Below are 14,340 nucleotides of genomic sequence, written 5' to 3' on the forward strand. Positions count from 1 at the left end.
ATAAAGGATGATATATTACTTCTTGTAGCAAAAAAGTGACTAAATTTAAAAACTGGTCACCACCTTATTCCATCTAATATATATATAAGAAATAAGAAGTTTCTTTTTTTTTTGGAGCAAAATGACCAAATGAGGAAAACGGTCAATAAGACAGGAGGAAAAACATGAAAAAGTCATCAAAGCAATTTCGGTCTGAATGGGCGTCATTGCTTAAGAATAAAAAAATCTTAATACCCGTGATTGCTGTGTTGTTTATACCAGTGTTATACAGTGGCATGTTTTTATGGGCCTTTTGGGATCCGTATGAAAACTTGGATCAAATTCCAGTAGCGGTCGTCAATAGTGATAGTGGTGCGGATTTTGAAGGAGAGCATCTTGAAATCGGGAATGAACTTGTCAAGAAGTTAAAGGATGAGCCTGAATTTAAGTGGGATTTTGTCGATGAAGAAGAGGCCGATAAAGGTCTTGAAGATCAAACCTATTATATGAAGATTCAAATACCGGAAGATTTTTCTGAGAAATCAACGACAGTTCTAGATGAACATCCTGATAAATTAAATTTAGAATATGTACCAAATGAAAGCTTTAACTTTTTGGCTGGGCAAATAGGTGGAACAGCCGTTAGTGAAATCAAATCGGGAATAGCTGAGAATATCACTGAGAATTATAGTGAACTTGTCTTTGATAAGTTTAGTGAAATAGCTGATGGGTTATCGGAAGCATCAGATGGTGCTGGTGAACTGGCTGATGGATCATCTGAGCTAAAAGATGGCACAAAGCAGTTAAAAGATAACTTAGCAACTCTTAATGAAGGATCGATTGAATTAACAAATGGCCTTAGTAGTGCAGAAAACGGATCTGTTGATCTAGCAAATGGCATTAGCGAGGCAAATCAAGGTACAACTGATTTATTAAACGGTTTAAAAGAAAGACAACCAAAAGTTAGTGAGCTAGCTGATGGAGCATCTCAAGTAAGCAATGGACTTGGAGAACTTAGTGGTAAAATGGGTGAATTTAAAGGCGGACAAGAACAACTGCTTGCAGGTGTTCAAGAAAGTCGAGCTGGAACGAAACAGTTAATGACTGGATTAAATCAATCTGTTTCAGCATTAGAAAATAGTTCATTACCACAGGTTGATACAGAAGGATTAAAACAGTCACTGACGAGTGGAGTGACGAATGCATCTGCTGTTCCAAAAGAATTGCAAGGTGTCATCGAATCCATCCAAACAAGTGACCAGTATACGGATGAGCAAAAGCAGGCGTTAATTGGTCAACTTCAACCGATTGCTGAAAAATCTGGTACAGCTGCAAAGTCAGTTGGTGAAGTTGCAACGACATTTGCTAACGTTTCAGATAAACTTTCAGGTGCATCTTCTAAAATGAATGCATTACTAGAAGGACAAAGACAGCTTGCTCAAGGCGCGAGTGCTCTTTATGAAGGACAAGGAAAACTTGAAGCTGGACTCGGAGAACTTGGAGAAGGCATCAATCAAGCAGAGGCTGGAATTGCTCAGCTTCATGATGGAGCTGAGCAGGTTGCAGATGGTAACAACACTGTAGCATCTGGTTGGAACACCATGATTGACAATGTGGGCACACTTAACTCTGGCATGAATGAACTATCTAGTGGTTCACAAGAGCTTGCGAGTGGGTTATCAGAGTTGGAAGGTGGCTCGTCTGAATTATCATCAGGTGCAGGGAAGTTAGCTGATGGCTCTAAAGATCTTGACAGCGGGGCTCAACAATTAACAGATGGTACATCGGAGCTTCATGATAAACTGGGTGAAGCCGCTGAGGAAACATCGAATACCAATGCTGATGATGAGACATATAGTATGTTTGCTGATCCAGTAAATGTCGATACAGAAGCTGTCTCGGGAGTACCAAACTACGGAACCGGATTTGCACCTTACTTCCTTTCCCTTGGTTTGTTTGTAGGGGCACTCCTCATGTCTATTGTGTTCCCACTTCGTGATCCAGCAGGAACGCCACGAACGGCAATCGGTTGGTTTATGAGTAAATACGGTATTTTATTAGTCGTTGGCGTGATTCAAGCGCTTGTCTCTGATGCCGTTCTCTTATATGCATTGCAGATTGAAGTACAGAGTGTGCCGTTATTCTTACTCTTCTCTGTTGTATCAAGTCTCGCTTATATGACATTGATCCAGTTCTTTGTTACGACATTAGGAGATCCAGGACGATTTGTAGCGATCATTATCTTGATCCTACAATTAACAACAAGTGCCGGTACTTTTCCACTTGAGTTAATTCCTGAAGGGTTACAAGTGTTTAATACTTGGTTGCCAATGACATACACTGTTTCAGGGTTGAAAGCTGTTATTTCCAGCGGCGATTTTGCTTTCATGTGGCAAAATGTCTACGTATTATTAGGGTTTATTGCAATCTTTGCTATTGGAACAATCACTTTCTTCTTTGTAGAATTGAAGAAACGTAAGAAACATGGGTTGGAACCAGCGATGAACGAATAAGAAATCTAAGAGGCTAGTTTAATCGATTGATTAAGCTAGCCTCTTTTCTTTTGATAATTGGTTGGAAAAACGATACAGTATTAGTAAGAAAGTTGTGTTATTGTGCGATAAATAGTTTACGTCTAGGAAAGGAACGGGTAAATACTATAAAGTTATGGATTTATAGGGAGGCAGGAGAAGCGATAGAATGATTACTTTCGAGCATGTTAGCAAAAAATTTGCTGATGGTACTGAGGCGTTGAAAGATCTTAATTTACATATTGAACAAGGCGAATTGTTAACGTTAATTGGCCCCAGTGGATGTGGTAAAACGACCACGATGAAAATGATTAACCGATTAATCGAACCGAGCGGAGGTCAGATTTCCATTGATGGAAAACCAATCTCTGATCAAGATCCCGTTGAATTAAGAAGAAGCATCGGATACGTCATACAGCAGATTGGTCTTTTGCCACATATGACAATTGCAGAAAATATTGCACTCATCCCTAAATTAAAAAAATGGGATAAAAGCAAAATAGATAAACGAGTGGATGAAATGCTGAACCTTGTCGGTCTTGAGCCGTCCGTATTTCGGTCTCGCTATCCACTTGAGTTAAGTGGAGGTCAGCAGCAGCGGGTCGGTGTCATACGTGCTTTAGCTGCAGAACCCCCCATTATTTTAATGGATGAGCCTTTTAGTGCGCTCGATCCAATTAGTCGTGAACAGCTTCAAGACGAGCTTGTGAAGTTACAAAAAGAAATCCAAAAAACGATCGTATTTGTCACCCATGATATGGATGAAGCGATGAAGATTGCCGATCGAATTGCGATCATGAAAGACGGTGAAATTCTTCAGCTCGATACACCTGATCGTTTATTACGTCATCCAAAGAATGAGTTTGTTCGCAATTTTATCGGGGATGAACGGATGGCTAAAGGACAAGCTCCTACTGCAGTTGATTTAATGATACAAAAAGTAGCGACTGTTAAAGAGAGCAGAGGTCTAGCTGAGGCATTTCGACTGATGAAATCAGAACGTGTGGACAGTCTTGTCGTAACTGGACCTGAGCAGGAATATAAAGGTGTCGTGACTCTTGATCAGGTGCAGAAGCATTATGAAAGTGATACAAAACGAATTGCTGATGTCATTGAAATGATTGAGCCCATTCAGAGAAATACGCTTTATCCTGAAATCGCAAAACGCTTCGCTGAAAAGCAACCAATCAGTATTCCCGTAGTTGAAGGGGATAAGCTGACGGGATTAGTTACGAGAAGTAGTATGATGCGCGGACTGGCAGGTCTTGAGCAACTCGGTTATAAGGAGGAGGAACCTCTGAATGAATGATAAAAACTTTTTTGTATTATTTATTGAAACGATGCAAAATCGTTGGGATGATATTTTTGTTGCGCTTCAGGAACACCTATTCCTTTCATTTATTTCGATCATAATCGCTATCTTAATCTCTGTTCCACTTGGTATCTTTATTTCCAGACGCAAGAAGTTGGCTGAGCCGTTTATTGCTGTAGCGGCTATTTTTCAAACCGTTCCAAGTCTTGCATTGTTTGGGTTTCTGATTCCGTTTCTTGGAATCGGAAATATCACAGCCATCATTGCCTTAACGGTGTATGCCCTTCTTCCAATTTTAAGGAATACATACACAGGCATCACCTCCGTTGACCAATCTTCTATTGAAGCTGGGAGAGGGATGGGGATGACAAATATGCAGATTTTAATGAAGATTGAAGTCCCTCTCTCGCTCCCGGTTATTATGGCTGGAGTTCGTACGGCTACAGTGTTGACAATTGGTGTAGCGACACTTGCGACGTTTGTCGGTGCCGGAGGACTAGGAGATATCATTTATAGAGGACTAACGTCGAATAAAGATGAGCTTGTGCTAGCTGGCGCACTGCCTGCAACCATTCTTGCTCTAGGATTTGATTTAATTCTGAAGTTATTAGAAAATGCAGCAACTCCTAAAGGAGTTAAAGCAAAAAAATAAAGGGAGAGATTTGATTGAAGAGATTGACCGTGCTATTACTAGGCATTGTAATGGTTCTTGCTGCATGTGGTGGAGATAGCGGAAGTGAAGAAAGTGATCCAATCGTTATTTCCGGTAAGCCCTGGACAGAGCAATACATTTTACCTCATCTACTTGCAGAGTACATAAAGGCGAACAGTGACTATGAAGTAGAAGTTGATGCAGGCGTTGGTGAAGTGAATATTCTACAACAGGCGCTGATCGATGGCGACATTGATATGTATGTGGAATATACAGGTACAGGTCTTGAAGCTGTATTAAAGGAAAGCGCTGAGTCGGATGAGTCAGCTGATGAAATTTTTGAGCGTGTAAAAGAAGGCTATAAAGAGGAGTATAACCTTGTTTGGCTTGAGCCTTTAGGTTTTGAAAATGGATACACGCTTGCGATGACCCAAGAAACAAACAAAGAGGTTAACGCTGAAACATTTTCAGATATCGTCCCTGCTTCAGATGATATGGTGTTTGGAGGACCGCACACTTTCTACGAACGAGAAGATGGTTACGATGCGTTAGTTGAAGCTTATGGCTTTCATTTTAAAGATGAAGTAAGTCTTGATCCTAACATTATGTATGATGCACTTAATGAAGGAGAAGTCGATGTTATCCCTGCCTTTACAACAGATGGACGAATTGCTCGATTTGATCTTGTGACAACAAAAGATGATAAGCAGTTTTTCCCACCTTATTACGCTGCACCAATTGTGAGACAGGAAGTTCTTGATTCACACCCTGATCTTGAGAAGGTAGTCAATGAGTTTGCAGGTAGCATTTCAGAAGAAGAAATGTCTGAGATGAATGCAAAAGTGGATATGGATGGAGAAGAACCTGAAGATGTAGCGGTTGAATTTCTAACAGAAAAAGGTTTAATCGATTAACATGAAAAAGCCGCGCTGACTTTTGTCAGCGCGGCTTTTTTGCTATTATTCAGCTGGTTTTAAATCTTCAATAGAATCAGCTTCAACATAAGATGGAACAACAAGGCCTGTTTTCGCACCTTCGAGGTTTGGTCCAAGACGGTCCATGTTGTCACCATATTCATCTAGTAAATCGGCATGAGTGATTGGTAGCCAACCAGCAACCATTGCATCTGCATCGCCTTCAGATACGGCAATAAACATAGAAGCAGCATCAAGCTGAGTTAACTCTACTTTATAACCCATGCTTTCAAGCACTTTCGCAACGACGTTTGTACTTGCGATTTCAGAATCCCATGCAACATAGGCAAGCGAGATCTCTTCACCGTCTACTTCATCAGCGCCGTTTGTCCATTCTTCAACCATATCTGTATGTTCGTTTACCCAGTTTTGAGCTGCTTCTTCAGGCTTAGCACCTTCTTGAATTTCAACCATTACAGAACTCATATCTTCTGGAGTCCAGTGGAATTGATCAAGAATTGTGTGAGCAGAAGGTTGATCTTCTTTCAATCCTTTACGTGCAAATGTTTCAATGTTTTCTTCTTCCCCATAAAGTCCTTTTGGATCTTCAAGGTATTTAAGATCATATTTCGCGAACATCCAGTGTGGCGTCCAGCCAGTTACGATAATTGGTTCTTCATCTTCAATGGCTTTCCCAAGTTCCGCAGCCATCGCTGCAGAAGAAGATTCGATTAATTCCCAACCTTTAAGGCTATCGTACTCGTCAAGTGCAGAAGTTGTAGCTTTCATAATTCCAGCACCAGGTTCAATACCGACAATTTCATAATCCATTTCTTCCCCAACGTTTGTTCCACTTTCGCTAGAGCCTTCGCTACTATCTCCGCTATTGTTTCCGCCGCAAGCAGCAAGAATCAATGTAAGTGACAAAAATAATGCTAGTCCTGTTAAACCTTTTTTAAAGTTAAACATGTAATTCCCCCTTAGTTTTTTGTTTTACCTATATTTTGAGAAATCCGGTCGAGCATAATCGCTAGAATAACGATTGCGAGACCAGCTTCAAAACCAATACCAACTTTAATTTGCGTTACAGCTCGATAAACATCTGCCCCAAGGCCAGGTGCACCTACTAGAGATGCGATAACAACCATTGAAAGGGAAAGCATGATGCTTTGGTTAATTCCCGCCATAATGGTAGGTGTTGCAAGCGGTAGCTGTACTTTAATTAATTTCTGTTTCGTTGTTGAACCAAATGCGTTTGATGCTTCAATTAAGTCTTCAGGTACCTGGCGAATACCAAGGTTTGTTAACCGAATGGTAGGTGGCATCGCAAAAATAACGGAAGCAATAATACCAGGAACCATCCCAATTCCAAAGAACAAGATAGCAGGAATCAGATAGACGAAGGCAGGCATTGTTTGCATAAAATCCAAAATTGGTGTAATAATGCCTCTTACACGGTCACTTTGTGATGCCCATATTCCAAGTGGAACCCCAAGAATAATGGATATAATAACCGAAGTTAAAACGAGAGCGAGCGTCTCAATTGTTGGGTCCCAATAACCTAAATTATCAATTAACAACAGACCAAGTAACGTGAATATGGCAACGGGCCAGCGGCTTGACCACCAGGCTAGGATGGTAAAGATTGCGATTAGCACAAGTGCTGGAGGGAAGGCTAAAATCGAAACAATACCCTCAACAAACCAATCAATACCTGATGTAATGCCATCAAAAACGGGTTCAAGATTATCAGTAAGCATATCAACAAAGCTGTCTACCCAGTCAGCTAATGGGATCTTAGGGAATAGTTGCATTTAGCTCACCTCACCTTTCGCTGATTCCGTCTCATTGCCGGCTAGTGCTCCGATAACCGCGCCACGTACAATGATGCCTTTAAACTTATCATTTTCATCAATGACCGGAAGTGGAAGAGAAGAGCTTGCCATTTTCACAAACATATCTGTTAATAAGGTACCAGGTTCGACAGTTGGAAGATCCGTAATGAGAATATCAGCAATTTCTTTTTTGGCTTCGATGGCTTTTGCGGCATCATCCGCTGTAATTGCCCCAATTAATTTTTGTTTTTTATCCACAATATACAAGCTAGAAAGCTTTTGTTCTCGCATAAGTTGAAGCGCTACACGTGGACCTCGATCAGCTCTTAGTGTTTCAGCTCGCTTCATAACGTGAGAAGCTGTTAATACTTTTGAAAGATCGACGTCTTCTACAAATCGTTCAACGTAGTCGTTGGCCGGATTGGTCATAATTTCTTCAGGTGTTCCAATTTGAACAATAGAACCGTCCTTCATTAATGCAATTCGATCACCGATACGAAGTGCTTCATCAAGGTCATGTGTAATAAAAACAATCGTTTTCTCCATCGACTCTTGAAGTTCAAGAAGCTCATCTTGCATATCTTTACGAATGAGTGGATCAAGTGCACTAAAAGCTTCATCCATTAAAAGAACATCGGGATCATTTGCAAGAGCGCGAGCAAGACCAACACGCTGCTGCATACCTCCACTTAGTTCTGAAGGATAGCTCTTTTCATACCCTTTCAATCCAACAAGTTCAAGTGACTCTTGCGCTTTGACGGAACGTTTCTCTTTACTAATGTTTTGTACCTCAAGTCCGTACTCTGTATTTTCGAGTACTGTCTTATGAGGGAAAAGTGCGAAACGTTGGAATACCATACTAAGCTTCTTTCGTCTAACGTCGCGAAGCTGTTCAGGTTTCATCCTGACGATATCTTCATCATCAATGAGAACCTGTCCTGAAGTAGGTTCAATTAACCGATTGAGAAGCCGTACAAGTGTAGATTTACCACTACCTGATAGCCCCATGATGACAAAGATTTCACCGGGATATACGTCGAAACTAGCGCGGTTAACACCAACAGTATTTCCGGTTTCTTTTAGGATTTCACTTTTTGATTTGCCCTGATCGAGAAGTTTTGTTGCTTGTTTGGGCGATTTGCCAAATATTTTGGTTACATCTTTTACTGTAATTTTGGCTTTCTCCATAGTTTCACCTCTGCCTTTATTTCAAATAGTAAGCGGCTAAAATTACAAAAATCACTGAAATATGTCGAAATTTACGATAATCAGTCATTTACTAGTCTTTTTTTACCGACCTATTAAGTATAGGCTGTAGGTACTTAATCCTACAAATGGCGTGAGAGGTCAAAATCAGGTAATTCAGTACATACAGAAAAAACTGTACAAACTAAACGGGTATATGCTTAAGTATCGTCTAAGATGCTAGTATATGCTACAACGTACACTAGTAAACTTTACAATCTGCAAGGTTAACACTAAACTATGATATGACAAACGATTGGAAAAGTAGGTGCATAGTTTGCAAGATAAACGAGTAGAGAATGCAAGAGAACGAGTCATTGAATCAATCTCTAAAAATATGGATATCTATAGCGTAACTCCTTCTGTGGGGCGTTTGTATGGAGCAATGTTTTTCGAGAAAGAGCCGATGACGCTTGATGAAATGAAGGATAAGCTTCAAATGAGTAAGACAAGTATGTCGACCGGAGTGAGAACATTAATCGACTTAAATATGGTAGACAAGGTGTGGAGAAAGGGGGAGCGTAAAGATCTTTACGAAGTGAAGTCAGATTGGTATCAAACCTTTACGGATTTCTTTTGCATTCATTGGCGAAAAGGAATTGAAATGAATCGGGATGCTTGCAAAGAGTCGATTGCGGAACTAATGGAAGTGTTGGATGAGGATTTTTCGACAGAAGAAAAAATGATGGCTGAAGCCGATTTAGATAAAATGTCTTATGCTCTTGGATATTATGAATGGTTGAATAAGGTAGTAGACTTATTTGAATCTCGGAGAATATTTGATGTAATTGATAAGGAAGATGAGCTGAGATGAATGTAAGCGCAGTCTTTGAAGGCATTGATCACAAATGAAAGCAAGATGTAAACGTTATGCCCATTCTTTTCGCCCAAACAAAAACGTGCAGGAACTTCCTGCACGTTTTTGTTATAGGATTTTACTTAAGAAAGCCTGAGTTCGCTTGTTTTGAGGATTGGAAAACAATTCGTTAGGCACATTTTCTTCTACGATATAGCCGCCATCCATAAAGATGACGCGGTCGCCTACTTCACGGGCAAAACCCATCTCATGAGTGACAACGACCATTGTCATACCTTCTTTTGCAAGATCTTTCATGACTTCTAACACTTCGCCGATCATTTCAGGATCAAGTGCGGAAGTTGGTTCATCAAAGAGCATGACCTTTGGCTCCATTGCAAGAGCCCTGGCGATGGCTACACGCTGCTTTTGTCCACCTGAAAGTTCGCCTGGGTAATTATTGGCCTTGTCTTCAAGACCGACCTTAGCAAGAAGTTCTTTCGCTTTCTTTGCTGAGTTTTGTTTGTTTTCACCTTTTACTTTAATTGGGGCAAGCGTTACATTCTCAAGAACTGTTTTATGGGGGAATAAGTTAAAATGCTGAAACACCATCCCAACATCTTGACGAACCTTGTTGATATTAGTTTTAGGATCCGCAATATTATGGCCGTTAACGATTACGCTACCACCCGTTATTTCTTCTAATTTATTTAAACAGCGAAGAAAGGTACTTTTTCCTGAACCAGAAGGACCAACTACGCATACAACCTCTTTTTCTTTCACATCGGTATTAATGCTTTTCAGTACTTCTAAATCTCCGAACGATTTCTTAAGATCTTTCACCTGGATGATGCTCATTGTTGTAACTGTCTCCTCTCGTTCTACTTTCTTCCTTCATTTAGAAGGGATATCGATAAAATTCATTATATCAATCCTTGCTTCATTTAGAAAAGAACTTATCCTGAGATAAGAAAAACGAGGAAGGTTTTAGCGGTTGTCCTATTCTCTATCATCTTCTATAATAAGTAATGAAAACGTTTGCGCAAATTTGAGAGGAAAGAAAATTCAGGAGGGAACAGCATGACTCATCAATGGTGGAAGGAAAGTGTCGTATATCAAATTTATCCTCGAAGTTTTAATGATAGTAACGGGGATGGGGTTGGGGATATTAGAGGAATTACGGAAAAACTCGATTATTTAAAGGAATTAGGCATTGATGTGGTGTGGTTATCGCCGGTTTACAAGTCACCAAATGATGACAATGGGTATGACATTAGTGACTATCGAAATATCATGGATGAATTTGGAACAATGCAAGATTGGGAAGAGATGTTAGAAGGAATGCATAAACGAGGAATCCGACTCGTGATGGACCTAGTCGTTAACCATTCATCGGATGAACATATGTGGTTTACGGAAGCGAGAAAATCAAAAGACAATCCATATCGAGATTACTATATCTGGCGAGAAGGAAAAGAAGGACACCCTCCAAATAATTGGGGATCTTTTTTTGGTGGTTCTGCATGGGAGTATGATGAAGTAAGTAAAGAATATTTTCTTCATTTATTTTCTAAAAAGCAGCCTGATCTAAACTGGGAAAACGAAAAGCTGAGAGAAGAAGTGTATGATCTGATGAAATTCTGGCTCGATAAAGGAGTAGATGGATTCAGAATGGATGTGATTAATTTAATTTCCAAAACGCCTGATTTACCAGATGCCGAAGTAACGGCAGATTCTCCTTACCAGTGGGGAGGAGACTATTTCGTAAATGGACCTAAGTTCATGGACTATATGAACGAAATGAATGAAAAAGTATTATCAAAATACGATGCGATGACGGTTGGCGAGATGCCGATGGCTACGCCTCAGGATGGGAAACGTTACACGAACGAAGAAAGTGGAATTGTGAATATGCTATTCCAATTTGAACATATGGATGTAACGAGTGGACCTGGGGGTAAGTGGGATCAGCAGCCATGGAAATTAACCGATTTAAAACAGATTATTACAAAGTGGCAAAACGAACTTCACGGTACAGGATGGAATAGTTTGTACATGGAAAATCATGATCAGCCTCGTTCCGTTTCTGTGTTTGGCGATGATCAAGAATATCGAGTCGAGTCCGCTAAAATGCTTGCTGCATGGCTTCATTTTCTCCAAGGAACGCCATATATTTATCAAGGACAAGAGCTTGGGATGACGAATGTCTATTTCGATTCAATTGAGGATTACGAGGATATCGAAACGCTTAATATGTATAACGAAGAAGTCATTGAAAAAGGAGCGAATTCAAAAGAAGTACTTGAGGCGATTCATAAAAAAGGGCGTGACAACGCACGGACGCCTATGCAGTGGACCGATGAGAAGAACGCGGGGTTTACTACGGGTTCTCCTTGGTTAAAAGTGAATGGGAACTATCACGAAATAAATGCGAGAAAGGCGTTAAGTGATGAAGATTCTATTTTTTACTTTTATAAAAACTTAATTCAACTACGGAAAGAGCTTCCGGTGATGATACATGGAGATTATCAATTACTTTTAGAGGAAGATGAGAACTTATATGTTTATACAAGAAGTTATCGTGGGAGAACGATAGTAGTGGCTACAAACTTCTCTAAAGAAACGTGTGATCTGAATCTTCCAGAAACGTTAAAGGGTGGGGAACTACTCGTTCATAACTATCCGGATGTGGCGGATCAATTGCAAAATGAGTCGAACATGCGCCCTTACGAAGTGAAAGTGTATATGCTGTAACTTTAAAACGCGGGCGAAGCCTGCGTTTTCTTTCATATGGAAGTTTTACTTTATCGTTTTTTAAAGGATTGAATTCTTTATTTCGAGGGAAGATAATTTTGAGAAAAAGAATTTACTTAAAAAGTGATCGGTATCCTTTTTCTTTTTGTTACAGTCATGTATAATAACAGATGTACATTTGTTCATGAGTGGTTTTACTAAATTTCAATATAAAAAAAGGAGTGTATACATATGACAACGACTCAAATGGATTCACTTGCTGTAAATACGATTCGTACGCTAGCAATCGATGCAGTTGAAAAAGCAAACTCAGGTCACCCAGGAATGCCTATGGGTGCTGCACCAATGGCTTACACGCTATGGAGTCAGTTTATGAATCACAATCCATCTAACCCGGATTGGTTTAACCGTGACCGTTTTGTTCTTTCAGCTGGTCATGGTTCAGCTTTACTATATAGCATGCTTCACTTGTTTGGTTATGACGTTACAATGGAAGATTTAAAATCATTCCGTCAGTGGGGAAGCAATACACCAGGACACCCAGAATACGGTGAGACACCAGGAGTAGACGCAACAACTGGACCACTTGGCCAGGGACTTGCGATGGCAACTGGTATGGCTATGGCTGAACGTCACTTAGCAGCAACGTATAACCGTGATAACTTTAATGTGATTGATCATTATACGTACAGCATTTGTGGTGATGGTGATTTAATGGAAGGTGTTTCTTCAGAGTCAGCTTCACTAGCTGCCCATTTGAAGCTTGGTCGCCTTATTGTCATGTATGATTCAAACGACATCTCACTTGACGGTGATCTTGATCAGTCCTTCTCAGAAAACGTTCAACAACGTTATGAAGCATACGGCTGGCAAGTGATTCGCGTTGAAGATGGAAATGACATGGATGCGATTGCGGACGCCCTTAAGCAAGCGAAAAGCAATACAGATCAACCAACACTAATTGAAGTGAAAACAACAATTGGGTATGGTTCACCGAACAAAGGTGGCAAAAATACTTCCCATGGTGCTCCGCTTGGTAAAGATGAAATTCAGCTAGTGAAAGAAAACTACCAGTGGACTTTCGAAGAAGATTTCTATATTCCTGAAGAAGTGAAAGGCCAGTTTGCAGATTTCAAAGAAGCTGGAAGCAAGAGAGAACAGGAATGGAATGAACTTTTCAAAAAGTATGAAGCGGCATATCCTGAGCTTGCAAAGCAACTAACTGCAGCTCTAAATAATGAACTTCCTGAAGGATGGGATCGCGAAGTTCCTACTTATGAAAGAGGAACAAGCACAGCCTCTCGTGCTGCATCTGGCGAAGTTCTTAATGCACTTGCTAAAAACAATACGCAAATCTTCGGTGGATCAGCTGACCTTGCGTCTTCTAACAAAACAATGTTAAAAGACGAGCAAGACTTCTCGCCAGCAGATTACAGCGGACGTAATATCTGGTTCGGCGTACGTGAATTTGGAATGGCAGCAGCGATGAACGGGATTGCCCTTCACAAAGGCCTTCGCATCTTTGGAGCAACGTTCTTCGTATTCTCTGATTACCTTCGTCCAGCACTTCGTCTATCAGCATTAATGGGTGTACCTGTAACTTACGTTTTCACTCATGATAGCGTAGCAGTAGGAGAAGATGGTCCAACTCACGAACCTGTTGAGCAACTTGCTTCACTACGTGCGATGCCAGGTCTTTCAGTGATTCGTCCTGCTGATGGAAATGAAACTGCAGCTGCATGGAAACTATCTGTTGAAGCAACAGATCACCCAACAGCTCTTGTGCTTTCTCGTCAGAATCTTCCAGTTGTGACAGATTCACACGAACAAGCATACGAAGGCGTTAAACGCGGTGCTTACGTTGTTGCTGGTGGTGATGATGCCGAAGCAATTCTTCTTGCATCCGGATCTGAAGTTGGCTTAGCTGTAGAAGCGCAAGAACTTCTTTCTAAAGAAGGTATTTCAGCTTCTGTTGTCAGCATGCCAAGCTGGGATCGTTTCGAAAAGCAATCAGCTGATTATAAGCAAAGCGTTTTACCAGACAACGTAACGGCTCGTCTTGGTATTGAAATGGGTGTATCATTTGGCTGGGATAAGTACGTTGGCCAAAAAGGTGATATCCTTGCGATCGATCGCTTTGGAGCATCAGCGCCTGGGGATACTGTCATTAAGGAATTTGGCTTTACAGCAGAAAATGTTGTCAATAAAGTTAAAGCAATGCTCTCAAAATAAAAGGAAGAGCGGAAGGCTTTCAGAAGGCGAAAATAGTCTTTCTGGAAGCCTTTTTCTTAACCGAAAGCCTATTAAATATTTGAATATACA

General features: G+C 40.6%; 11 protein-coding genes. 7 read left to right on the forward strand and 4 right to left on the reverse strand.

Annotated features, from left to right (window positions below):
* Nucleotides 1-164 precede the first annotated feature (164 nt).
* From LC090_RS18445 to LC090_RS18460, 4 genes are all read left to right on the forward strand, one after another.
* Nucleotides 165-2,492 (forward strand): YhgE/Pip domain-containing protein, encoded by a 2,328-nt coding sequence (locus tag LC090_RS18445; protein WP_226659484.1) that lies wholly within the window; start codon nucleotides 165-167, stop codon nucleotides 2,490-2,492.
* Nucleotides 2,493-2,679: 187 nt separating this feature from the next.
* Nucleotides 2,680-3,819 carry an ABC transporter ATP-binding protein gene (locus LC090_RS18450; RefSeq protein ID WP_226659485.1) on the forward strand — a complete coding sequence of 380 codons (1,140 nt, stop codon included), beginning with the start codon at nucleotides 2,680-2,682 and terminating at the stop codon, nucleotides 3,817-3,819.
* The gene (locus LC090_RS18455; protein WP_226659486.1) at nucleotides 3,812-4,474 is read left to right on the forward strand and encodes an ABC transporter permease; all 663 of its coding nucleotides are present in this window, start codon (nucleotides 3,812-3,814) and stop codon (nucleotides 4,472-4,474) included. The genes LC090_RS18450 and LC090_RS18455 overlap by 8 nt, the downstream gene beginning before the upstream one ends.
* A gap of 14 nt (nucleotides 4,475-4,488) precedes the next feature.
* Complete coding sequence (locus LC090_RS18460; RefSeq protein ID WP_226659487.1) at nucleotides 4,489-5,388, forward strand: glycine betaine ABC transporter substrate-binding protein; 900 nt, start codon at nucleotides 4,489-4,491, stop codon at nucleotides 5,386-5,388.
* A gap of 45 nt (nucleotides 5,389-5,433) precedes the next feature.
* On the opposite strand, the gene LC090_RS18465 is transcribed toward LC090_RS18460, so the two are convergent.
* The 3 genes from LC090_RS18465 to LC090_RS18475 are packed head-to-tail and all read right to left on the reverse strand — an operon-like array spanning nucleotide 5,434 to nucleotide 8,411.
* The gene (locus tag LC090_RS18465) at nucleotides 5,434-6,357 is read right to left on the reverse strand and encodes a glycine betaine ABC transporter substrate-binding protein (protein WP_226659488.1); all 924 of its coding nucleotides are present in this window, start codon (nucleotides 6,355-6,357) and stop codon (nucleotides 5,434-5,436) included.
* A gap of 11 nt (nucleotides 6,358-6,368) precedes the next feature.
* A complete protein-coding gene (choW, locus tag LC090_RS18470; protein ID WP_226659489.1) occupies nucleotides 6,369-7,202 on the reverse strand; it encodes a choline ABC transporter permease subunit in 834 nt (277 codons plus the stop codon).
* Nucleotides 7,203-8,411, reverse strand: a complete 1,209-nt coding sequence (locus LC090_RS18475) for a quaternary amine ABC transporter ATP-binding protein (protein ID WP_226659490.1) — start codon at nucleotides 8,409-8,411, stop codon at nucleotides 7,203-7,205.
* A gap of 325 nt (nucleotides 8,412-8,736) precedes the next feature.
* Here LC090_RS18475 and LC090_RS18480 point away from each other — a divergent pair, with 325 nt between their 5' ends.
* Nucleotides 8,737-9,282, forward strand: coding sequence for a GbsR/MarR family transcriptional regulator (locus LC090_RS18480; protein ID WP_369522770.1), 546 nt, complete (start codon nucleotides 8,737-8,739; stop codon nucleotides 9,280-9,282).
* A gap of 111 nt (nucleotides 9,283-9,393) precedes the next feature.
* On the opposite strand, the gene LC090_RS18485 is transcribed toward LC090_RS18480, so the two are convergent.
* Nucleotides 9,394-10,122 (reverse strand): amino acid ABC transporter ATP-binding protein, encoded by a 729-nt coding sequence (locus tag LC090_RS18485; protein ID WP_255648196.1) that lies wholly within the window; start codon nucleotides 10,120-10,122, stop codon nucleotides 9,394-9,396.
* A 222-nt stretch (nucleotides 10,123-10,344) separates the two neighbouring features.
* On the opposite strand from LC090_RS18485, the gene LC090_RS18490 reads away from it, so the two are divergent.
* A complete protein-coding gene (locus LC090_RS18490) occupies nucleotides 10,345-12,018 on the forward strand; it encodes a glycoside hydrolase family 13 protein (RefSeq protein WP_226659492.1) in 1,674 nt (557 codons plus the stop codon).
* Nucleotides 12,019-12,249: 231 nt separating this feature from the next.
* The gene (gene tkt / locus LC090_RS18495; RefSeq protein ID WP_226659493.1) at nucleotides 12,250-14,250 is read left to right on the forward strand and encodes a transketolase; all 2,001 of its coding nucleotides are present in this window, start codon (nucleotides 12,250-12,252) and stop codon (nucleotides 14,248-14,250) included.
* Nucleotides 14,251-14,340 lie beyond the last annotated feature (90 nt).

The sequence above is a fragment of the Guptibacillus hwajinpoensis genome, assembly GCF_020524165.1.
GTDB classification, from domain to species: domain Bacteria; phylum Bacillota; class Bacilli; order Bacillales; family Guptibacillaceae; genus Guptibacillus; species Guptibacillus hwajinpoensis_D.